19 protein-coding genes are annotated in these 21175 nt (G+C 65.8%); 11 read left to right on the top strand and 8 right to left on the bottom strand.

Annotated features, from left to right (window positions below):
* Positions 1 to 107: 107 nt before the first annotated feature.
* The 3 genes from K32_RS06960 to K32_RS06970 form a co-directional block, all read right to left on the bottom strand.
* Positions 108 to 836 carry an outer membrane protein gene (locus K32_RS06960; RefSeq protein WP_201403318.1) on the bottom strand — a complete coding sequence of 243 codons (729 nt, stop codon included), beginning with the start codon at positions 834 to 836 and terminating at the stop codon, positions 108 to 110.
* Between the two features lie 206 nt (positions 837 to 1042).
* Entirely contained in the window at positions 1043 to 1750 is a 708-nt protein-coding gene (locus tag K32_RS06965) for an outer membrane protein (protein WP_201403319.1), read from the bottom strand.
* A 461-nt stretch (positions 1751 to 2211) separates the two neighbouring features.
* A complete protein-coding gene (locus K32_RS06970; protein ID WP_244669967.1) occupies positions 2212 to 4323 on the bottom strand; it encodes a transglycosylase domain-containing protein in 2112 nt (703 codons plus the stop codon).
* Between the two features lie 364 nt (positions 4324 to 4687).
* Between K32_RS06970 and K32_RS06975 the strand changes: the two genes are divergently transcribed.
* Positions 4688 to 5119 (top strand): YcgN family cysteine cluster protein, encoded by a 432-nt coding sequence (locus tag K32_RS06975; protein WP_244669887.1) that lies wholly within the window; start codon positions 4688 to 4690, stop codon positions 5117 to 5119.
* Between the two features lie 516 nt (positions 5120 to 5635).
* Here K32_RS06975 and K32_RS06980 read toward each other — a convergent pair.
* Positions 5636 to 6511 carry an AraC family transcriptional regulator gene (locus K32_RS06980; RefSeq protein ID WP_201403322.1) on the bottom strand — a complete coding sequence of 292 codons (876 nt, stop codon included), beginning with the start codon at positions 6509 to 6511 and terminating at the stop codon, positions 5636 to 5638.
* Positions 6512 to 6664: 153 nt separating this feature from the next.
* On the opposite strand from K32_RS06980, the gene K32_RS06985 reads away from it, so the two are divergent.
* Together K32_RS06985 and K32_RS06990 are read left to right on the top strand one after the other, a co-directional pair.
* Positions 6665 to 7603, top strand: a complete 939-nt coding sequence (locus tag K32_RS06985; RefSeq protein WP_201404392.1) for a phytanoyl-CoA dioxygenase family protein — start codon at positions 6665 to 6667, stop codon at positions 7601 to 7603.
* 447 nt (positions 7604 to 8050) lie between these two features.
* Entirely contained in the window at positions 8051 to 8923 is an 873-nt protein-coding gene (locus tag K32_RS06990; RefSeq protein WP_201403323.1) for an aldo/keto reductase, read from the top strand.
* 438 nt (positions 8924 to 9361) lie between these two features.
* On the opposite strand, the gene K32_RS06995 is transcribed toward K32_RS06990, so the two are convergent.
* Both K32_RS06995 and K32_RS07000 read right to left on the bottom strand, forming a co-directional pair.
* Positions 9362 to 11341 carry a pyrroloquinoline quinone-dependent dehydrogenase gene (locus K32_RS06995; protein ID WP_201403324.1) on the bottom strand — a complete coding sequence of 660 codons (1980 nt, stop codon included), beginning with the start codon at positions 11339 to 11341 and terminating at the stop codon, positions 9362 to 9364.
* A 44-nt stretch (positions 11342 to 11385) separates the two neighbouring features.
* Entirely contained in the window at positions 11386 to 11775 is a 390-nt protein-coding gene (locus tag K32_RS07000; protein WP_201403325.1) for a hypothetical protein, read from the bottom strand.
* 161 nt (positions 11776 to 11936) lie between these two features.
* On the opposite strand from K32_RS07000, the gene K32_RS07005 reads away from it, so the two are divergent.
* From K32_RS07005 to K32_RS07015, 3 genes are all read left to right on the top strand, one after another.
* Entirely contained in the window at positions 11937 to 12917 is a 981-nt protein-coding gene (locus K32_RS07005) for an aldo/keto reductase (protein ID WP_201403326.1), read from the top strand.
* Positions 12918 to 13149: 232 nt separating this feature from the next.
* A complete protein-coding gene (locus K32_RS07010) occupies positions 13150 to 14283 on the top strand; it encodes a DNA cytosine methyltransferase (protein ID WP_244669968.1) in 1134 nt (377 codons plus the stop codon).
* A 38-nt stretch (positions 14284 to 14321) separates the two neighbouring features.
* The gene (locus K32_RS07015) at positions 14322 to 14711 is read left to right on the top strand and encodes a very short patch repair endonuclease (protein ID WP_201403328.1); all 390 of its coding nucleotides are present in this window, start codon (positions 14322 to 14324) and stop codon (positions 14709 to 14711) included.
* On the opposite strand, the gene K32_RS07020 is transcribed toward K32_RS07015, so the two are convergent.
* Positions 14673 to 15521 carry a hypothetical protein gene (locus tag K32_RS07020; RefSeq protein WP_201403329.1) on the bottom strand — a complete coding sequence of 283 codons (849 nt, stop codon included), beginning with the start codon at positions 15519 to 15521 and terminating at the stop codon, positions 14673 to 14675. The genes K32_RS07015 and K32_RS07020 overlap by 39 nt on opposite strands.
* A 186-nt stretch (positions 15522 to 15707) precedes the next feature.
* On the opposite strand from K32_RS07020, the gene K32_RS07025 reads away from it, so the two are divergent.
* Both K32_RS07025 and K32_RS07030 read left to right on the top strand, forming a co-directional pair.
* Positions 15708 to 16556 (top strand): protein-L-isoaspartate O-methyltransferase, encoded by an 849-nt coding sequence (locus K32_RS07025; RefSeq protein WP_201403330.1) that lies wholly within the window; start codon positions 15708 to 15710, stop codon positions 16554 to 16556.
* A 78-nt stretch (positions 16557 to 16634) separates the two neighbouring features.
* Complete coding sequence (locus K32_RS07030; protein ID WP_201403331.1) at positions 16635 to 17459, top strand: DUF4239 domain-containing protein; 825 nt, start codon at positions 16635 to 16637, stop codon at positions 17457 to 17459.
* 2 nt (positions 17460 to 17461) lie between these two features.
* Here the strand turns inward: K32_RS07030 and K32_RS07035 are convergent, their stop codons facing one another.
* Entirely contained in the window at positions 17462 to 18232 is a 771-nt protein-coding gene (locus K32_RS07035; RefSeq protein ID WP_201403332.1) for an SDR family NAD(P)-dependent oxidoreductase, read from the bottom strand.
* A gap of 132 nt (positions 18233 to 18364) precedes the next feature.
* On the opposite strand from K32_RS07035, the gene K32_RS07040 reads away from it, so the two are divergent.
* The 3 genes from K32_RS07040 (at position 18365) to K32_RS07050 (ending at position 21161) form a co-directional block, all read left to right on the top strand.
* Positions 18365 to 18742: a DUF4260 domain-containing protein gene (locus K32_RS07040; protein WP_201403333.1), complete on the top strand. Its 378-nt coding sequence runs from the start codon at positions 18365 to 18367 to the stop codon at positions 18740 to 18742.
* A 705-nt stretch (positions 18743 to 19447) separates the two neighbouring features.
* Entirely contained in the window at positions 19448 to 19918 is a 471-nt protein-coding gene (locus tag K32_RS07045) for a hypothetical protein (protein WP_201403334.1), read from the top strand.
* Positions 19803 to 21161: a DNA-packaging protein gene (locus K32_RS07050; RefSeq protein WP_244669969.1), complete on the top strand. Its 1359-nt coding sequence runs from the start codon at positions 19803 to 19805 to the stop codon at positions 21159 to 21161. Before K32_RS07045 ends, K32_RS07050 begins: the two co-directional genes overlap by 116 nt.
* The last annotated feature ends 14 nt before the right edge of the window (positions 21162 to 21175 follow it).

Below are 21175 nucleotides of genomic sequence, written 5' to 3' on the forward strand. Positions count from 1 at the left end.
CACCGCCTGCTTTTGCGCGCATACGCTGCGCGGACCCTGCCGCCAGAGAGAAGGGCGCCCGCGCGGTTCAGCGCGGAGGCCCGGATGGCGTCATTCGATCGGCAGGATCAGAACTTGTAGTTCAGGCCGAACTTGACCGTCTGCAGCGAGGAGAGGTCGGCCTTGTACGGGCCGCTCGCGTTGAACGCATTGACGGTGAAATCCTTCGAGCCGAGATCGGCATAGAGATATTCGAGCTTGGCGGTGAGGTTGTGGGTCACGGCATATTCGAGGCCGGCGCCGACCGTCCAGCCGGTGAAGATCTGGCTGTCGCCGCTGACGAGGTTCGGCGCGTTCGGAATGTTGCTGCTGATGTAGACTTCAGACTTGGCGTTGGCCCAGGCAAAACCACCCGTCACATAGGGGAGGAAGCGGTCGACGGCATAGCCGGCGCGCCCGCGAACCGTGCCAAGTGCCGTGATCTCGCTGCGGGTGCCGATTTCAAAGTACTGGCCGCCGCCGCTGATGCGCAGAGCGCCGCTATCCTTCAGGTCGGCGAAGGCCGCGTCCGCCTCGATGCCGAGCACGACGTTGTTGGCGAGTTGGTAATTGTAGCCGAGCTGGCCGCCGCCGAGGAAGCCGTCCGGCTTGTTGCCTTTGCCCTCGCCGTAGATATCCGTCATCTCGGTATCGAACGTGGCCCAGCCATAGCCGGCGTGGACGCCGGCATAGAAGCCGGTCCAGTTGAAGGCCGGCGCGGCGACGGGCTCGGGCGGCGCGACGGTGAGATCGGCTGCCTGTGCGCCGGCCAGCCCGAAGGCCGTCGCGGCCGCGAGGCCAAGAATATGTCTGATCATGTGATTCCCCTGATAGTTGCGTGACTTAGAGGCAACCGGCTGGCCGCGTCCAGTCGTCGGGGCGTGTTTCTCGCCCCGTTCCGGTCACGCATTCAGAGAGGAATTCACCTGCCGCAGGGGACGGCAGGTGTTCTTGTCATGCGATTGCGCCGCGGCGCGCCAGGCGGCCGCGGCGCATATCGCCGCTTCGATAGGCAGGGCGGGGATCAGAACTTGTAGTTGAGGCCGACCTGCACCGTCTGGACCTTGAGATCGGCCTGGACCGGCGTGCCGAGGTCGAAATCGCGCGAGCCGAGATCGGCATAGAGATAGTCGAGCTTGGCGGTGATGTTGTTGGTCACGGCATATTCGACGCCGGCGCCGATCGTCCAGCCCGTGTAGGTCTGCTTGTTCGAGGCGGCATTGTGAACGAGCTGCTGGCCGTCGACCGTGATCGTGTTCGAGAAGGCGAGGTCGGCGCGCGCCCAGGCGAGACCGCCGGTCACATAGGGCAGGAAGCGATCAGCCGCATAGCCGAGCCGGCCGCGCACCGTGCCGAACGTATCGATCTTGGTGGAATAGGCGATTTCGACCGCGGCTTCCGACGGATCGCCGATGACGGTGTCGATGTCGTCCTTCAGGCTGCCGAACGAGACGTCGGCCTCGACGCCGAGCACGAGGCGGTTGTCGAACTGGTAATTGTAGCCGACCTGGCCGCCGCCGAAGAAGCCGTCCGGCTTCAGGCCGCCATAGGCGTCGGTCGGATCCGAGGTGAAATCGCCCCAGCCATAGCCGGCGTGGCCGCCGAGATAGAGGCCGGTCCAGCTGAACGCCGGCGCGGGCACCGGCTCCGGCGGGGCCGCCGTCAGATCCGCCGCCTGTGCCGCTCCGGCCATGCCGAGGGCCAACACGATACCCAGTCCCAAAGTCTTCATGCTGGTCTCCATCCGACTTGCCGTATTTGTTGGCCAGCATAGTGGATGGATATGCCAAGGAAATATGAACGCAGTCGAATTGGTTTTTATGCAGTACGATGTTTTAGGCGTTGTTGCAGAATTGCTATGACATTTCGATTTTATACTTAAATCGTCAAATCAATTTGATTGCATTTTGTTTCGAAAATCGCGCGATTGATGGAAGTGGAGGCCGATCAACGGTTGTGCGCGGAGAATTCTTCGCGCTGAACGGATCAATCCACTCCGCCATCATCCTGAGGTGCTTCGCGCAAGCGAAGCCTCGAAGGAGGGTCCAGCGGGGCATTCCGGTTTGTCGACGGGGTCTGAAGGTCCGAGGCGATCCCTGGACCCTCCTTCGAGGCCCGGCTTCGCCGGGCACCTCAGGATGATGGTCGAGTTCAGTCCGGGCGGCGAGCCGGCGCAGGGCCTGCCGAATACCGCTATTCGTCGCCGAGCGCTGCGGCGCGCAGGGGCTTGTCCGTCTCGTAGGAGACCGCGTTCAGCGGCTTCAGCGGCGGTGCCGTCTCGAACAGTTTTTCGAGCGCGATCAGCCGTTCCGTTGTGTCGGCCGAGAGCGAGAGGGGCCGCTGGTCGGCGCCGCCGGTGCTGGCGATCGCCGGCGCCGGGCGGTTGCCGTCGGAGGCCGGCTCGTCGATATACGGGATCGGCTTCAGCTCGATGCCGTTATGGGCGTAGGTCATGACGCGGTTCCACGTCTGCGCCGGCAGCGAGCCGCCCGTCATCTTGTTCGACGAGGTGAAGTCGTCATTGCCGAACCAGACGCCGCCGACATAATTGCCGGTGAAGCCCATGAACCAGGCGTCGCGATAGGCGTTGGTGGTGCCGGTCTTGCCGGCCGTCTTGATGCCCTGCAGCTTGGCGGCGCGGCCCGTGCCGCGCTCCGGCACCTGGCCGAGCATGTAGTTCATGGCGCCGACGGTCTTCTCGTCGAGCACGCGCTCGGGCGGGCCGACGTCGCGCTTGCGGTCGAAGATCACCTTGCCCTGGCTGTTGACGATCTGCGTGAAGGCATAGGGCGTCGCCTTGAAGCCGCCATTGGCGAAGACGGCATAGGCGCCGGTCATGTCGAGCACGCGCACATCGGTGGCGCCGAGCGGCAGCGACTTCGAATTCACGATGTTGGTGGTGATGCCCATCTTGTGCGCGAGATCGATGATCGTCGGCCGGCCGACCGCGCCGGCGAGGCGCACGGCCACCGTGTTCAGCGAGTGGATCAGCGCCGTGGTCAGCTGGATCGAGCCCATGTAGCGGCCGCCATAGTTCTTGGGCGACCAGTTGCCGATCGAGATCGGCGCGTCCAGAACGACGCTCTTCGGCGTATAGCCGTGCAGCACCGCCGCCGTGTAGACGAAGGGCTTGAACGACGAGCCGGGCTGGCGCAGCGCGTCGGTGGCGCGGTTGAACTGGCTTTCGCCATAGTCGCGGCCGCCGACCAGCGCCCGCACCGCACCGTCCGGCTCGGCGACGACCATCGCCGCCTGGCTGACGCGGTAGCGCTCGCCGGACTCGCGCAGCGCATTCTCGACCGCCTCGTCGGCCGCCTTTTCGATGTTCATGTCGACGGTCGAGCGGACGATCAGGCTGCGGTCGCCGTCCGGCACCTGCTTCTTGACCTCGTCGAAGGCCCAGTCGAGGAAATAATCGGGCGAGGTGTCGGCCGCCTTGCGGACGACGTCGGCGGGCTTGCGCCGGGCGCCCATCACCTGGCCCTCGGTCATGAAGCCGGCCTGCACCATGTTGGTGAGCACGTCGTTGGCGCGGGCGCGCGCCGCCGGCAGGTTAATGTGCGGCGCGTAGCGGGCAGGGGCCTTGTAGAGCCCGGACAGCATCGCCGCCTCGGCCAGGTTGATGTCGGTGACCTTCTTGCCGAAATAGAATTCGGACGCCGCCGCCGCGCCGAAATTGCCGCCGCCCATATAGGCGCGGTCGAGATAGAGCTGCAGGATGTCGTGCTTGGAGAGGTTGCTCTCCAGATAGAGCGCCAGGAACGCTTCCTTGATCTTGCGGTCGAGCGTGCGCTCGTTCGACAGGAACAGGTTCTTCGCCAGCTGCTGGGTGATCGACGAGCCGCCCTGACGCACCGCGTCGTTGCGCAGGTTTTCCATCAGCGCGCGCGCCGTGCCGATGATGTCGATGCCGAAATGGGTGTAGAAGCGCCGGTCCTCGGTGGCGAGCGTCGCCTTGATCAGGCTGTCCGGCATTTCCTCCAGCGGCACCGCCTCGGAATGACGCACGCCGCGCTTGCCGATCTCGGCGCCGTAGCGGTCGAGGAAAGTGACGGAATAGTCCGATTGCGCCAGCCAGTCCTGCTTGGTCGCGTCGAAGGCCGGCAGCGCCAGCGTCAGCATCACCACCGCGCCGCCGGTGGCCATGGTCAGCCCGTCGCCGAGGAGTTCGATGGGCGCGCGCCGCCAGCCGGTCAGACGGAAATGGCGGGCGAAGCGCGACAGCGCCTCGGCGGCTTCCTTGAGCGCCGTCCAGATCCGGTAGAGCGTGCTGTCGATGAAGGCGTCGATCTCGATCAGCCGAATCCGCTCTTTCGGAGCGGGCGGCGGCGCGTGGCCGGCCTCGGGCGGAACGGGCGCGCGGCGGAACCGGTCGCGAAGCGCGCCGGTCCAGTCCGATATGCGATCCCGAAGCTTGCGCAAGGCCTGTTCCATTGAGAGTCGAATGGTTCTAGAAAGCGGTCTGAAACATCGCGTTCCAGAGGGTTCTGGCCCGTCCGGAAGGCGTGGAGCGCGGATCGCCCCGAAATCGGGCCGGTTCTCGCCGATGCTGAGAGGATACGCAATCTCCATGCCCTTGCAAGGAAAGGACGCGCGACCCGCCGCGGCCTCCGCGCAACACGATGCCGCAGACGAACCGCCGTTCTGGAAGCGCCTGACACTCGAGGAAATGAGCTCGGAGCAGTGGGAATCGCTCTGCGACGGCTGCGCTCGCTGCTGTTTGAACAAGCTCGAGGACTGGGATACCGGCCAGATCGTCTGGACGGCGATCGCCTGCGAGCTGCTCGACGACGAGACCTGCCGCTGCCGCGACTATCCGAACCGGCATGATTTCGTGCCGGACTGCATCCCGCTTGACCCGCAGGCCGTGCGCACGCTGACCTGGCTGCCGCCGACCTGCGGCTACCGGCTGGTCGCCGAAGGGCACGACCTCTACTGGTGGCACCCGCTCGTCTCCGGCGACCCGGAGACCGTGCATGAGGCCGGCATCTCCACCTCCGGCCGCACGGTGAGCGAAAGCGACATCCCGGTCGAGGAATACGAGGACTTCATCGTCGAATGGCCCGGCGAGCTGATCGAGCCGGAAAGGCCGAAGGGGTAGGGCAGACCCTCACCCCAACTCTCTCCCGCGAGCGGGAGAGGGAGCTCGCCTGCGCCTGTTGAGGGGTAGCGCCAGGTCGATGCGACGCGCCGGCCGAAAAGCCCTCGCCCGCTCGCGGGAGAGGGTTGGGGTGAGGGGCTTGCCTGCCTGCCTTGCCGCGCCGGCGCCTTGCCCGCCCCACGCTCGCCGTCATCCCGGGCTTGACCCGGGATCCATTTCCGCGGGGTTGCTGACCGTACGAACCTCCCGAGGGCGCGGCTGGATGGATCCCCGCCTGCGCGGGGATGACGGGGAGGTGGTGTGTCGGCATTGTCCGGCGGGTGCCGTTCGGGGCGCCTTGCCCCCCACGCTCGCCGTCATCCCGGCCTTCGAGCCGGGATCCATTCAGCCGGGTTGCCGGCCGCATAAACCTCCCCAGGCTTCGCCTGCATGGATCCCTGCTTTCGCGGGGATGACGGCGGAGGGTGTCACGGCCGCGTAGGGATGACGGGGAGGGGCACGGCCGACGACGGCGACCTACCCACCCACCCGGAACCGCCGCCTGTACTCCCTCGGCGTCACGCCGCGCTGTGCCTTGAACTGGCGGTTGAAGTGGGCGAGCGAGTCGTAGCCGGCGTCCGCCGCGATCACCGCGATCGGCTTGCCGCCGCCCGACAGCATGGCGCAGGCGGCGCCGATGCGGATCTTTGCCAGATAGCTCGTCACGCTCTGCCCGGTCTGGCGCACGAACAGCCGGTGCAGGCCGGACGGGCTCAGCGCCGCGATGTCGGCCAGCGCATCGAGGCTGAGCCGCTCGGCATAGCGGCGGTGCAGGTGCTCGAGCACCCGGTCGACGCGGCCGCGATCGGCCTGGCGCTCCGGCGCTGCGGCGGGAAGTGCCAGCGGCGAGGCGAGCGGCTCGGCCGCCGGGTCACGGGCGAGAAGCGCCAGCACGCGGAGGAGTTCGATCAGCCGCTCCTCCGGGCCGAGCCCGAACAGCGCCTCGATCATCGGGCGAACTTCCCGCGCGGCTTCCTCCGAGAATTTCAGCCCCGTGCGGGCGCGCGCCAGCATCTCGGCAACCGTGCGGAACTCGGTGAACACGCCGCCGAGCGGCGTCGTCCATTGCGGCAGGAACCACATCACCAGCGCGACATGCGGGCGGGCGAGATCGACCTTGTCGGCCGAACACCAGCTATGCGGCAGGTTGGGGCCGACCAGCACGAGGTCGCCATCGTCATAGGCGCCGATATGGTCGCCGATGAAGCGCTGGCCGCGCGAATTCAGCGTCAGCGTCAGCTCGAACTCGGGATGGTGATGCCACTGGAATGGGATCTCGTCGTCGAGGCGGCGGTTCAGCGTCGCCCAGGACGCGCCCTCCGGCACCGCCAGTCTCTCGAGAAACGGCCTCATTCTGGTCTCCCGGTCCATTGTGACGCTGGAATAGTATCAGTCTTCGCCGGGATCGGCGAACATGGCATCGGGCGCGGCGCTATTCTTTTTCTCAGGAACCGTCCTGTCGGGACGGGTGAGGAGAGGGAGGACAAGATGACCATGGCCGCCGGAATGGGCACTGCGCCAATGCGCGACAGCCACCCGACCACGCAGCAGGAGACGCAGCTCAAGGACATCCAGAAGACGCTGCCGCTGCGCGTGCTGAGCGAGGCGGACTGGCAGCATTGGATCACGCGCGGCTACGTCATCGTCCGCCAGGCGGTGCCGGCAGCAAACGTCGAGCGGCTGGTCGAGACGCTCTGGCGCTTCGACGAGAAGGACTCGGCCGATCCTGCGACCTGGTACGCGCCGCAGCGCCGCGACCATCTGATGAAGGAGCTGAACGGCACCGGCATGCTGGAGATCTACAATCACCAGCATCTCTGGGACAATCGCCAGCAGAACCGGGTCTATGACGCCTTCGTCGACATCTGGGACCGAGAAGACCTTTGGGTGACGATCGACCGCGCCAATCTGAACCCGCCGAAGAAGGTGAAGGGCAACCCGAACGGCTTCATCCACTGGGACGCCGACACCTCGCTCGTCCCCCCGCCGATTGGCGTGCAGGGCGTGTTGAGCCTGAAGAAGCAGGACGGCGACGTCGGCGGCTTCCAGTGCATTCCGGAGCTGTTCGCCGGCTTCGACGACTGGGTGAAGACGCAGCCGGACGATCGCGACCCGATGCATCCGGACACGGCCGGGCTCTCGATCACGAATATCGACATGGAGGCGGGCGACCTGCTGATCTTCAACTCGCTGCTCGCCCATGGCGTTCGCCCCAACCATTCGGACGGCCGCGTCCGCATGGCGCAGTACATCTCCATGCATCCGGCCGAGGAGGCGAACCTCGCCGAGCGCACCGAGCGCATCCGCCTCTGGCGCGAGCGCGACCACCCGAAGCGCGACGCCTTCCCGGGCGATCCGCGCGAATGGGAGAGGCACAACGCCGAGACAGCGAAGCTGACGGAGCTCGGCGAGAAACTGCTCGGGCTGAGGAGTTGGCGGGAGTAGGGGCGTCTCGGTCGTTGGCGCGACAGCGTGCCCGCCCCACGCTCGCCGTCATCCCCGGGCTTGACCCGGGATCCATTTCCGCCGGGTTGTTGGCCGTGCGGGCCTCCCGATGGCGCGGCTGCGTGGATCCCCGCTTTCGCAGGGATGACGGCGAGGGTGTTGCGCCGGCCTTGCCTTCTTGCCCGCGCCCTTCGCGAGGCCCACCCCGCCCACACCCGCCGCTTGCCCAATTTCACGCGTCCGTGAACGATTGGTCCTTTTCAATCCGCGCGGGGTCTCCCATCTCTCGGAAGCCCTTCCCAGGGGTGTTCGACGCCCGTCGCGGTGCCGCCAAGCCGGTGCCGCCGCCTTTTCATCGCGGGGCGCGGAGGATCTACTCGACCCATGGCCGGATGCGCGCGCCGCTCGCGCGCGATGCGTCCGGCTCCATCATCGAAGGACGAGACAATGCCCAATGACATCTCAGCCGCGGCTTCCGGTCAGTTCCTGATTGGCGGCGACCTGGCCGTCAACCGGCTCGGCTTCGGCGCCATGCGGATCACCGGGCCCGGCATCTGGGGCGACCCACAGGACATCGCCGAGGCGGAGCGCACGCTGAAGCGCGTTCCCGAGCTCGACATCGACCTGATCGACACGGCCGACAGCTACGGCCCGTTCGTCAGCGAGGACCTGATCGCCGACGTCCTCTATCCCTACAAGAACCTCGTCATCGCCACCAAGGGCGCGCTGACCCGGCATGGCCCGAACATCTGGCAGGTGGTCGGCCGGCCGGAATATCTGCGCCAGACGGTGCTGATGAGCCTGCGCCGGCTGAAGATCGACCGCATCGATCTCTGGCAATTGCACCGGATCGATCCGCGCGTGCCGCGCGACGAGCAGTTCGGCGTCATCGCCGATATGCAGAAGGAAGGGCTGATCCGCCATGTCGGCCTCTCCGAGGTCTCGGTCGAGGAGATCCAGGCGGCCGAGAAGTTCTTCCCCGTCACCACGGTGCAGAACCAGTACAACCTCGTCGATCGCAAGAGCGAGGCCGTGCTCGACTATGCCGAGGCCAACCAGATCGGCTTCATCCCGTGGGCGCCGCTCGCCTCCGGCGATCTTGCCCGGCCGGGCTCGGCGCTGACCACGATCGCCGGCAAGCTCGGCGCGACGCCGAGCCAGGTGGCGCTCGCCTGGCTGCTGAAGCGCTCGAAGGTGATGCTGCCGATCCCCGGAACCGGCAGCGTGAAGCATCTGGAAGAGAACACGGCCGCCGCGTCGATCGAGCTTTCCGACGCGGAGTTCACCGCCCTCGACACGGAGGCGCGCCGCGCGGCGTAGCTTTGACATGATACCCGCCGGCCGCGGCGTTTTTCGTGGCCGGCGGATTTCCTCGACCTTGTGGCGCTAGCCCAGCCCCCACTCGCCGTCATCCCGGGCTTGACCCGGGATCCATTCAGCCGGGTTGTCGGTCGATGGGTCTTGGGCCTGGCTGGACAATCGGAAGGCCGAGCAGTTCTCCCGATGCCTCAGCTGTATGGGTCCCGGGTCAAGCCCGGGATGACGGCGAGCTTGTATTGGCGCGGCACTCGATCCTGTCAGAGGACGGAGGCTTCTTTCACCTCTCCCATGGGGAGAGGTCGGAGCGAAGCTCCGGGTGAGGGGGTAGGGACCCCATCCGGTGAGGCCGCAACCCCTCACCCGCCGGCCTGCGGCCGTCGACCTCTCCCCATGGGAGAGGTGAGGACGCTGCCTGCGCGGGATACGGCGGTGGGGGGCTCAATCCGGCAGGCTGAACGCCACGATCTCGTCCGATACCCTCGGCGTCAGGATCGAATTGCCGCCGACGGTGAAGACGACATATTGCTTGCCCTTGTAGTCGTAGACCGCCGGCATCGCGACGGCGGGGGCCTCGACCAGCGCCTTCCAGAGCACCTCGCCGGTCTTCAAGTCGATGGCGCGGACGCGCGAATCCATCGAGGCGCCGATGAAGACCACGCCCGTCGCGGTGATGACCGGGGCGCCGATGGTGATCGTCCCCCAGGATTCCGGCATGTAGAAGCCCCATTTCTGGATCTGGCCGAACGGCTTGTTCCAGAGCTGGGCGCCGGTCTTCAAATCATAGGCGGCGAGCGTGCCGTAGGGCGGCTTCCAGCACGGCATGCCGATCGGGTTCAGAAACGTGTTCAGATTCATGCCGTAGGGGCCGCCGGTCTGCGGAAACAGCCCGCCGGTCTCGGAGCCGCCGCTGACCGCCTTGTCGAAATCGGCACGGGTCATCAGCTGGTAGGTCTGCACGGCGCTGGAGGAATTGACGACGAAGGTCTGCGAGCGCGGATCGAGCGCGCCGCCGCCCCATTCCGTGCCGCCGATCGTGCCCGGATAGACCAGCGAGCCCTGCAGGCTCGGCGGGGTGAAGCGGCCCTGGTCGACGAGCGATTTCGCCGTGCGGCTGCAATAGCCGAGGCTCGCCCAGTCGGCGAGATCGTAGACGCCCGGCCACTTGTCCGGCACCACCGGTTTCGGCAGGTCGACGAAGGGCTGGGTCGGCGAGGCATGCTCGCCCGGCACGGTCGAGGCCGGAACCGGCTTCTCCACCATCGGATAGATCGGCTCGCCCGTGGTGCGGTCGAGGATGTAGAGGAAGCCCTGCTTCGAGGTCTGGATCAAGGCGGGGATGGTCTTGCCGTCCTTTTCGAGGTCGAACAGGGTCGGCGCGGCGTTGGTGTCGAGGTCCCAGATGTCGTGATGCACGAGCTGCCGGCTCCACAGCATCTTGCCGGTCGGGATGTCGAGGGCCGTCACCGAGGTGATCACCTCGAGCCCCGCCGGAATGTCGCCGCCATAGAAATTGGGGCTCGGCGAGGAGACGGGGATGTAGAGGATCTGCCGTTCCGGATCGACCGACATCGAGGCCCAGACATTGGCCGTGCCGGTCTTGTCGATGACTTCAGGCGGCAGCGAGTGGAACTCCCAGCGCACGGCGCCGGTGCGCGCGTCGAGCGCGAAGATGGTGCCGGGGCTGTCGACCGTCTGGTCCCAGTCCTTGCCGGCCCAGCCGAGCAGCAGATAGTCCTTGAACACGGTCGGCGGCTGCAGCAGCGATAGCGGCCATTTGGCGTTCTGGGTGTTGTAGACGTTGATGTCGAGCACGCCCGCCTTGCCAAAATCGGCGCAGGGCTTGCCGGTATCGGCGTCGACGGCGTGCAGCTTGGCGTCCATCGTGCCGATATAGATGCGCTTGTCGCAGGCCTTGCCGGCGACGGGATTGTCGGCCTGCCAATAGGCGACGCCGCGGTTTTTCAGGTCCGGCTGCGTCAACGCCTTCAGCTCGCCCTTGCTGTCATAGGTCCATTTGACCTTGCCGGTATCCGGCTCGATCGCGAAGATCCGGTAGAACGGCGTGCCGAGATAGACGGTATTGTTGACGAAGAGCGGCGTCGCCGACCAGACCGAGGGCGGCGTCACGCCGGAGCCGTCCGACATGTCGCCGGTATGTACCTTCCACGCGACCTTCAAATCTTTGACGTTGGCCGGCGTGATCTGGGTCAGCGGCGAGAATTTCTGGGCCTTGAGATCGCCGTTGAAGGTCGACCATTCGTTCTGCGTCGCGCCAGGGGCTGCATTATTGGCTGCATTCTTGGCGGCATCCTGCGCGGCGGCGGGGCCGCCGGCGAGGCAGAGTGCCGCGAGGACGGCCAGCGGCGTCAGAAGGCGCCGGGCGCCCGGTCGGGAGAGACGAAGTTCGGTCCGCTGCATGATCTCGGCCCTTCGACATCGGATGAGGTGAGTTTGCGCTGTCGTCAGCGGCTCCGCCGGCCGGCGACGTGCAGGATCCAGCCGACGAGGGCGGCCAGCATGAGGAGCAGCAGGGCCTGGCTTTCGAGCAGATAGGCGGCGAAGCCGGTGCCGAGGATGTCGACGAGACACCCGATGACCAGGAACCAGCGCAGGAACGCCCCCGGCCGCGCGCGGGCGAGGATCACCGCCGCCACCAGCAGGATCGCCGTCGAGACGATGACGAGGATGGTGCCGGGCTCGCCGGCGATGCCGCTGTCGCGATTGAAATAGTTGAGGATCGAGACGATCAGGCCGGCGAGCGCCGCCAGCGCCATGATCCAGGCGCCGAGCGGGCGGACGCCCCATGTCGCGCCGCGTCGATCGACGGTTTCGATGCCAGTCGTGCTGCTCATCCAGTCCCCCGACATACAGAAGGGTCCGGCGCGGTCAGCCGGATGTGACCTGCCGGAAGACTAAACCATAAGTAGCTCGCCGACAGTCCCCTTATGGTTCACATTGACGGCATCGCCCGGCGCGTCGCGCCGGTTCGGACCGATCGTCGAATGAGGACGCCATGGACTATACCCGCCTCGGCCGTACGGGCCTCGAAGTCTCCCGCCTCTGCCTCGGCTGCATGAGCTATGGTGATCCCTCGCGCGGCAACCATGCCTGGACGCTGCCGGAGGCGGAGAGCCGGCCCTTCATCAAGAAGGCGCTCGATCTCGGCATCAATTTCTTCGATACGGCGAATGTCTATTCCGACGGCACCAGCGAGGAGATTGTCGGCAAGGCGCTGAAGGATTTCACGCGCCGCGAGGAGGTGGTGATCGCCACCAAGGTGCATGGCCGCATGCGCCCCGGCCCGAACGGCGCCGGGCTCTCACGAAAAGCCATCCTGCAGGAGATCGACGCCAGCCTGACCCGGCTCGGCACCGATTATGTCGATCTCTACCAGATCCACCGCTTCGACTACGAGACGCCGATCGAGGAGACGCTGGAGGCGCTCGACGAGGTCGTGAAATCGGGCAAGGCGCGCTATATCGGCGCCTCCTCCATGCATGCCTGGCAGTTTGCCAAGATGCTGGGCGCGCAGGAGCGGCTCGGTCTCTCCCGCTTCGTCTCGATGCAGAACTACGTCAATTTGCTCTACCGCGAGGAGGAGCGCGAGATGCTGCCGCTCTGCGCCGACGAGGGCATCGGCGTCATCCCGTGGAGCCCGCTGGCGCGCGGCCGGCTGACGCGCGACTGGGACGAGAAGACGGCGCGCGCCGAGACGGACGAATTCGGCAAGGGGCTCTATGCCCGCACCGCCGACGCCGACCGCGAGGTGGTCGAGGCGGTCGCCCACGTCGCCGCCCAGCGCGGCCTGCCGCGTGCGCAGATCGCGCTCGCCTGGGTGTTGTCGAAATCGGTCATCACCGCGCCGATCGTCGGCGCCACCAAGCCGCATCACCTCGACGACGCAGCGGCGGCGCTCTCCGTCCGCCTCGACGATTTCGAAATCGCCGCGCTGGAGGCCGCGTACGTCCCGCATGCGGTGGCGGGGTTCATGTGAGAGGGGCGTCACGCCTAAATGCATCAATTGTGCTTAGCTTGAAGGGGCGCCGCTGCCTCATTGGGGGTACAGTCTTTCTCGATTCGCTCTCTTTTCATCGTGAGAACATTATGTGAACATCGTTGGCGAATTGCCGTCGTTTCGACGAGTGGAAGTCTCTTGAGCTTATGAGGTATCTGAGAAAATGAAGGTTGCTGGGCTTTTCTCGGGAATTGGTGGGCTGGAGCTCGGCATGGCTGCGGCGGGGCACGATTCCTTGCTGCTTTGCGAAAGTTGGAGCCCGGCCCAAGCGGTACTCCGAGCTCGATTTCCAGAAATGCCCATCGAGCCCGACGTCGTGGACCTAGTGGGGTTGCCGGGAGAAACCGACGTAGTCGTCGCGGGGTTTCCCTGCCAAGACCTAAGCCAAGCAGGCATGACCGCCGGTATCAGAGGCGCGCGCTCCGGTCTGGTCGGTCATGTTTTCAGACTTCTCGATTTGCAGCCAGTGCCCTGGGTCGTTTTGGAGAATGTGTCGTTTATGCTCCATCTCGACCGCGGACGTGCGATGCAAACGCTCGTGGAGGCTTTCGAGGAGCGAGGCTATCGTTGGGCTTATCGTATTGTGAATTCATTGGCTTTTCTGCCGCAGCGGAGAGAGCGCGTCCTGTTCGTCGCCACACGATCCGACGTGGATCCAGCCGGCGTCCTGTTTATGGACGACAGTGTTCCGAGAAATGCTGAAGTCTCCCTCTCGACACATGCCCATGGATTCTATTGGACGGAGGGGCTACGCGGATTGGGATGGGCGCAGGATGCGATTCCGCCGCTCAAGAACGGTTCGACCGTCGGGATCGCATCGCCCCCCGCGATCGTGCTGCCGAATGGAGCCGTGATAACGCCTGATATTCGCGACGCAGAAAGGTTGCAGGGCTTTGACGCCGGCTGGACTGAGCCGGCCGGGAGCGTAGGGCGCGAGGCTCTCCGGTGGTCTCTGATCGGAAATGCCGTTACGGTCCCCGTCGCCAAATGGCTAGGTGCGCAGTTGGCTGCTCCGGGGCACTATGAGGTCGAGCGCGACCGCGAGTTGAGTGAGGGGGATCGTTGGCCCCGAGCTGCGCGCTTTGATGGTAAGCGGAGAATGCGCGTTGAGATCGGATCCTTTCCTGTATGGCAAGATCGTTCGCCGCTTGCCGCTTTTCTGAGGTTTGAAGGAAAGCCCCTGTCCGCTCGCGCCACACGCGGGTTTCTTTCAAGGACGGAGCGCGGCACGCTTCGTTTCGTTCCAGGTTTTCTCGAATTGTTGCGGAGTCATTTGTCGATGACCGAAGCAGGCATCCGGCCGTCTGAGAGATCAATAGAACGGCAGGGTATGGCTATAGAGTGACAACGTCGGACCGTACGGGTTCAGTTCGAGGCGCGCTGATGAGGCGCGTTCGGCAAAACGGGACGTCCGCAGAGCTGGCCGTTGGCCGGGTGCTCCGGTCGATGCGCAGCGCATATAGACTCAATGTCAAAAGTCTTCCTGGTTCGCCGGATTTCGCCAATCGAGGGCGCTCATGGGCGATTTTCGTCAATGGATGTTTTTGGCATCATCATACCGGATGTAAAAGGGGCTCCATCCCGAAGACGAATACCGACTTCTGGATCGAGAAGTTTTCGGGCAACCGTCGACGAGATGCAGACGCTATTGTGAAACTCCGCGCGATGGGAATTAGGGTCGCGGTGATCTGGGAGTGCGAAACCGCGGACGAGGCGAGAATTAAGCTCAGGCTTTCAAAGCTCTTTGAACCGCGTAGCGTAAATGTGCCCTAATCGGTCGATCATCGATTGATAGTGATAGATGTCTCCAGATTGCGGGGCAGGCGATGAGGTAACTAATCGAACGGGAGATCCGTCGTTTACACAATCGACAACAGAAATCGCTAGTGCATCATATCCAGTGTCGCCGGTCTTTGAGCGCCTCGGTAGTTGACGGATCTTTCCAATTGCCAGGCCGGCGTCGCGTGGCTGATCGTGCTTACTCCATTCGGGGTCCGTTGCTCGATTCTTTTTGTTCAAGTCGGGGCTCAAATACTGGCTAGCTATGTTGACCATCGCAAAGCCTGCAGCGATCGCTTGTTCGTTTGCGCCGTGCACGGTCAAGTGTGACGAATTCAACTCATCGTAGAGGCGTGGCAGAGCTCGTTGATGCGCTGTCATGCAGGCCTTTGCTTCCAGTGCGATCAAGACATTCCCGACGGGTGCGCGGATCAATGGCGGTAGCGTCATTAGCAGGGCTTGTTCGGCTTCCGAGAGTATGAGGCCATACTCTTTTGCAAGTTCTGTCAAAGACATGAGAGGATTGGGACTAGTGCCACTGGCGCGCGTACATAGTACGAGGTCTAGGTTTTTCTTCCGATCGTGTACGAAATCTCGCATCTCATGATTGATGCCGAAATATACTTTTCCATTAGCTACGTGCTTTTGAAGAATTGTACTTGTGGATAATAAATCGAATACAATTCCCCAGCACGCTACTTTGGAGTGGTGGTCGCTGCGCGAATGATACTGCCATCGATTTCCGAAACGATCTAGGCGAGTTGGTTGAGTTAGCGTCCGCGTTAGTATTTCTGGTCCGTGCATGGGCATTCCGTGGCAGCTGACTGCGGGTGAGAATCACATACAAGACTACCGCGAGTCGAAGCGGATGTTTCAATGCAATCGCGGAACGATCGAGCGCCTCTTCACCAACGTATCGCGATTTGCCCCCGCTTTACCCATCCCCGGCCGAGGCGCAACATGGCGGCTTCCGTCCCGAGGATGGACGCCATGACCGATGCGGTCGCCGAGGCTCGGCGGGCTTATGCCGAGGATCTCCGGAGCCGGGCGGGCCTCCGCTCGGAGGCGCTGGTCGAGGCCTTTGCCACCGTGCCGCGCGAGCGCTTCGTCGGGCCCGCGCCGTGGCGGATCAAGAACCCGTCCGAGTTCGCCGATTTCTGGACCGTGACGGGCCCCGATCCGCGCCCCCTTTACCAGGACGTGCTGGTGGCGCTCGATCGGGCGCGGGGCATCAACAACGGCCAGCCGAGCCTCTGGGCGCAGGTGTTTGACCGGCTCGATCTTCGACCCGGCATGACGATCGTCCATCTCGGCTGCGGCACGGGCTATTACACCGCCATCCTCGCCGAAGCCGTCGGGCCGGACGCGCCGATCACGGCGGTCGAGATCGATGCCGGGCTCGTCGCCCGGGCGCGCGAGGCGCTTTCGCTCTGGCCGCAGGTTCGCGTGGTCGCCGGCGACGGCGCGAAGATGGCGCTGCCGGAGGCGGATCTCGTCGTTGCCAGCGCCGGCGCCACCCATCCGCTGGCGCTCTGGCTCGATGCGCTGGCGCCCGGCGGCCAGCTGCTGTTCCCGATGACCTCCGCCTTCGGCCCCGGCGCCATGCTGCTCGTCACGCGGCGCACCGGGACGGCGCATGCGGCCGAATTCCTCTGCGGCGCCGCTTTCATCGCCTTTGTCGGCGCGCGCGACGAGGCGATCGGCCGCCGCCTCGCGAGCGCCTTGTCGCGGGACGGCGGCGATCCGGTCCGGTCGCTGCGCCGCGACGAGCACGCCGAAGAGGCGAGCTGCTGGCTGCACGGCAGGGGCTGGTGTTTGTCGCGGCGCGAGCCGGGCTGAGGCGCGGGCCGTTACCCCGGGCTGGAGCCGGAGGCGGCACTGTGATTGGATGCGGCATCGGCACGGGAAGGTACCCGCATGGCGGACTACTGGACCTCGGCAGGGATTGCAGTCCTCTTCGCGGCGGTGGCGCTCACCATCGTCTTCGGCAGCTATTTCCTCGCCCGCCGGCTGCTGCATATCGGCGTCGAAACGGACAAGACCTTCGAGGCGGCGGGCTCGATCGCGGTGCGGATCGCCGCGCTGCACGGGCTCATCCTGGCGCTGGTCTATGCGCAGGAGCTCGACGACTACAAGGACATCCGCAGCGTGCTGACCCAGGAGGCGACGGCGATCTCCGACGTCTATCACGACGCCGGGCGCTATGGCGGGCCGATCGTCGGGCCCGTCCAGCAGACGCTGGCGCGCTATCTCGACACCGTCGTCAACCAGGAATGGGACCAGCTCGGGCGCGGCGAGGGCCTGTCGGCGCAGGCCTGGACCGAATGGGACGACGTCTACCAGAAGCTGCTCGACCTGACGCCGACGACCGACCGCGAGCGCTATCTGGCAAACCGCATGCGCGACCGGATCACCGCCGTCGCCGGCTTCCGCCAACTGCGCGAGACGACGGCGATCGGCCGCTTCAGCAGCCTGTTCTGGGCGCCGGCGCTGATCGGGCTGGCGCTGCTCGCCGTGCCGTTCTCCGTCTATCGCCCGAGCCGCAGCAATCTGATCCTGCTCGGGATCTTCGCGATCTATTCCGGCGTGATCCTGTTCTTCATCTACGCCTTCGGCAATCCCTTCGCGGCGCCTGGCAAGCTCGAGCCGGCGCCGTTCGAACACCTCCTGCGCGGCGGCATCGGCAAGAGCCTCGTTGACGCGAACGAGCCGGGGGCGTCCGGGGCGGCGGGATCGCCTTAGCGCTACCGTGCCGTCCAGCCGCCGTCGACCAGGATCGTCTGGCCGGTGATCATCGAGGCGGCGTCGGAGGCGAGGAAGACGACGACGCCCGAGACCTCCTTCGGCTCGCCGATCCGGTGCAGCGCGGCGATGCGGTCGAGCACGTCGGCGCGGAAATCGGGATCGGAAAGCGCCTCGGCGGTGCCGTCGGTGCGGATGAAGGTCGGCGCGACGCAGTTGACGCGGACATTGTGCTGTCCCCACTCGACCGCGAAACACTTGGTCATGTGGCCGACGGCCGCCTTGCTCAGGCAGTAGATCGCCTCGCCGGGGAGCGCGATCGAGCCGGCCTGCGAGCCCATGTTGATGATGGCGCCGGACTTTCGCGCGATCATGTGGCGGCCGGCATGCTGCGACAGGAAGAAGGTCGATTTGACGTTCAGGTTGATGGTGAAGTCGAACTCGTCTTCCGGAAAGTCCTCGACCGGACCCTCGGTGCCGCCGCCGGCATTGTTGACCAGGATGTCGAGATGGCCGAACTGCGCGATCGCCGTATCGATGGCGGAGCAGGCCTGCTTCAGGTCGAGCACGTCCATCGCGAGCGGCAGGGCGCGGCGGCCCATCGCCTCGATTTCCGCCGTCAGCCCGCCATCGGCGGCGACATCGCGCAGGCCCAGCGCCACGTCGGCGCCGGCCGCTGCGAGCGCCAGCGCGGTGGCTCGCCCCAGCCCGCGCGCCGCGCCGGTGACGAGGGCCGTGCGGCCGGTGAGATCGAAACTCGGCAGATCGCTCATCGGTTTCCCCTCCCAGGGACTTTTTAGTTTTTTCATCGTCCCACAGGCCTGAGCCTCGTGCGACACCCGGCTCCATGGCGGACGATCCGATCCTGTTTTAGAGCACACACGACCGAATACGGAGAAGCGGAAATGGGCACGGCTGTTCTGTGGCAGAGGGCCGAAGGCGCGATCGTCTTCCTCGCCGGCATCCTGATATTTCTGCACGGCGACGTGGGCCTGTCCTGGTGGCTCGCGGTGTTGCTCTTCCTGGCTCCGGATCTCAGCTTCCTGGGCTATCTGCTGGGGCCGAAAGTCGGCGCGGTCGTCTACAACACGGTCCACATCTACGGTTTCGGCGTCGCCATCCTCGCCGTCGGCCTGTTTGGGTCGCTGCCGGTCTGCGCGGCGCTTGGCGCGCTATGGCTGGCCCATGCCGGTTTCGACCGCATGCTCGGCTACGGCCTGAAATTGCCGGAAGGCTTTGCCTTCACCCATCTCGGCCGGATCGGAAAGCAGCCCGCCAACTGAACGCCGGAACGGGGCGGAGCCAGGGATTGCCGGGATCCGCTTGTCTTTCGACGGGATGGAGCGCCGGCGGCCCGCGAAAGACATCGCGAACGGATAGGAAAATAATCCTTGACAGCGTGACGCTGCTCCGGTAGGGTTCAGGCATCGTCCAAGAGTTGCGTCCGGCGGGATACGGGAAGGCTTCCCGGCAATCCTCTGCGACGCCCTTTTTTGCCTCTCGCGGTAGACGCCTTTCAGGACTTGGCTCTGCCGGCTCTCACATCCTCGCCGTCATCCCGGGCTTGACCCGGGATCCATTCAGCCGGGTTCCCAGCCGCGCGAGCCTCCCTATGGCGCGGCTGTATGGATCCCTGCTTCCGCAGGGATGACGGGGAGGGTGGGGCCGACAAGCATCTCCCGTGGAGAGTGTGGGGCAGATTTCGGTTTCGGGGATAGGCTGAGGCTGAGGCTGAGGGTTGGATGGCTTTCAGGACTTGGCTCCGCCGGTTCCCACACCCTCGCCGTCATCCCGGGCTTGACCCGGGATCCATCCAGCCGGGTTTTCTGCCGCGCGAGCTTCCCGATGGCGCGGCTGTATGGATCCCCGCCTTCGCGGGGATGACGGCGAGGGTGGGGCTCGTTCGTGCCCCTTCTTCGTAGGTTTTGCGGGCCGTCTCATACGTTTGGCGATCCGTCCGCCCATCACAACCGAGGCCAGCAGCAAAAATGCCGGAACTGACCCTCGACCAGTGGGCTGCGGTCCGCGTCGCCTATGAGACCACGGCGCAGGGCTTGCGCGAGATCGCCGCGCAGCATGGCGTCAGCCATGTCTCGGTGGCCAAACAGGCGGCGCGGCATGGCTGGCTCAGGCCCGGCGAAGCGCCGCCGCTTCCGGATGAGGCGGCCGAGGAGAAGCTGGTGGCGCGGCTCTATCGTACCTTCGAAAAGCAGGTTGCCGAACTGGAGCTCCGCTTCGCCAACGGGGAGGTCGGCGTCGACGAGAAGGACGCCCGCACGCTTTCCGTGCTGGCGCGGACGCTGGAGACGCTGGGAAAGCTGCGCGAGGGGACCGACGATGCCGCTGGAGACGCTCCCGTCGACATCGAGGCTCTCCGGGCGCGGCTTCAGGCGCGCCTGGAACAGCTCGACGCGGCGGGGCCTCCGGCCGACGCGACTGCTGGCGGAGCTTCGGCCTGACGAGATCGAGGCGTTCCAGCTCGACTGGGACTTTTGGGCCCGCGACGACCAGTTTCCGCCCGACGGCGACTGGCTCACCTGGCTGATGATCGGCGGTCGCGGCGCCGGCAAGACGCGCGCCGGCGCCGAATGGATCCGGGGCCTCGCGGCCGGCCGTCCCAGCTTCGCGGCTGCGCCGGTCGGGCGGATCGCGCTCGTCGGCGAGACGCTCGCCGATGTCCGCGACGTGATGATCGAGGGTGTCTCCGGCCTGCTCTCCGTGCATCCGCGCCGGGAGCGGCCCAACTGGCAGCCGTCGCGGCGGCGGCTCGAATGGCCGAACGGCGCGGTGGCGCTCTGCTTTTCGTCGGAGGATCCCGAGAGCCTGCGCGGACCGCAATTCGAGGCGGCCTGGGCGGACGAGCTCGGCAAATGGCGCTATCCGGAGGCGTGCTGGGACATGCTGCAGTTCGGCCTCCGCCTCGGCGCGCTGCCGCGCCAGCTCGTCACCACGACGCCGCGTCCGATCCCGCTGCTGAAGCGGCTGCTCGCGGCCGAGCGGACGGTGATCACCCGCGCCGGAACCTCGGCCAATCTCGCCAATCTGGCGCCGGGGTTTCTGGAGCGCGTCGTCGGGCGCTATCGCGGCACGCGGCTCGGCCGGCAGGAGATCGACGGCGAATGGATCGAGGATCGCGCCGACGCGCTCTGGAGCCGGAATGAAATCGAGGCGGCGCGCGTCGAGACGCCGCCGGAGCTTGTCCGCATCGCGGTTGCCGTCGACCCGCCCGCCTCGCGGCGGAAGGGGGCGGATGCCTGCGGTATCGTCGCCTGCGGTCTCGCTGCCGACGGCATCGCCTATGTGCTGGCCGATCGCAGCCTCGCCGAGGTGAAGCCCGCCGCCTGGGCCGCGGCCGCGGTCGGGCTCTATCGCGCGCTCGACGCGGACATGCTCGTCGCGGAGGTCAACCAGGGCGGCGACATGGTGGCGAGCGTCATCAACGAGGTCGATCCGGCCGTGCCGGTGACCTCGGTTCGCGCCACTCGCGGCAAATATCTGCGGGCCGAGCCGGTGGCGGCGCTCTATGCGCAGGGGCGCGTACGCCATGCCGGCACGTTCCCGGCGCTCGAGGACGAGATGGCCGATTTCGGCCCGGAAGGCTTGCCCAACGGCCGCTCGCCCGACCGTCTCGACGCGCTGGTCTGGGCGCTCGCGGCGCTGATGCTGCGCGCGCCGGGTGAGCCGAGGATCCGGACGATGTGAGCGTCAATCCGGCC

The organism is Kaistia sp. 32K (genome assembly GCF_016629525.1).
GTDB lineage: Bacteria > Pseudomonadota > Alphaproteobacteria > Rhizobiales > Kaistiaceae > Kaistia.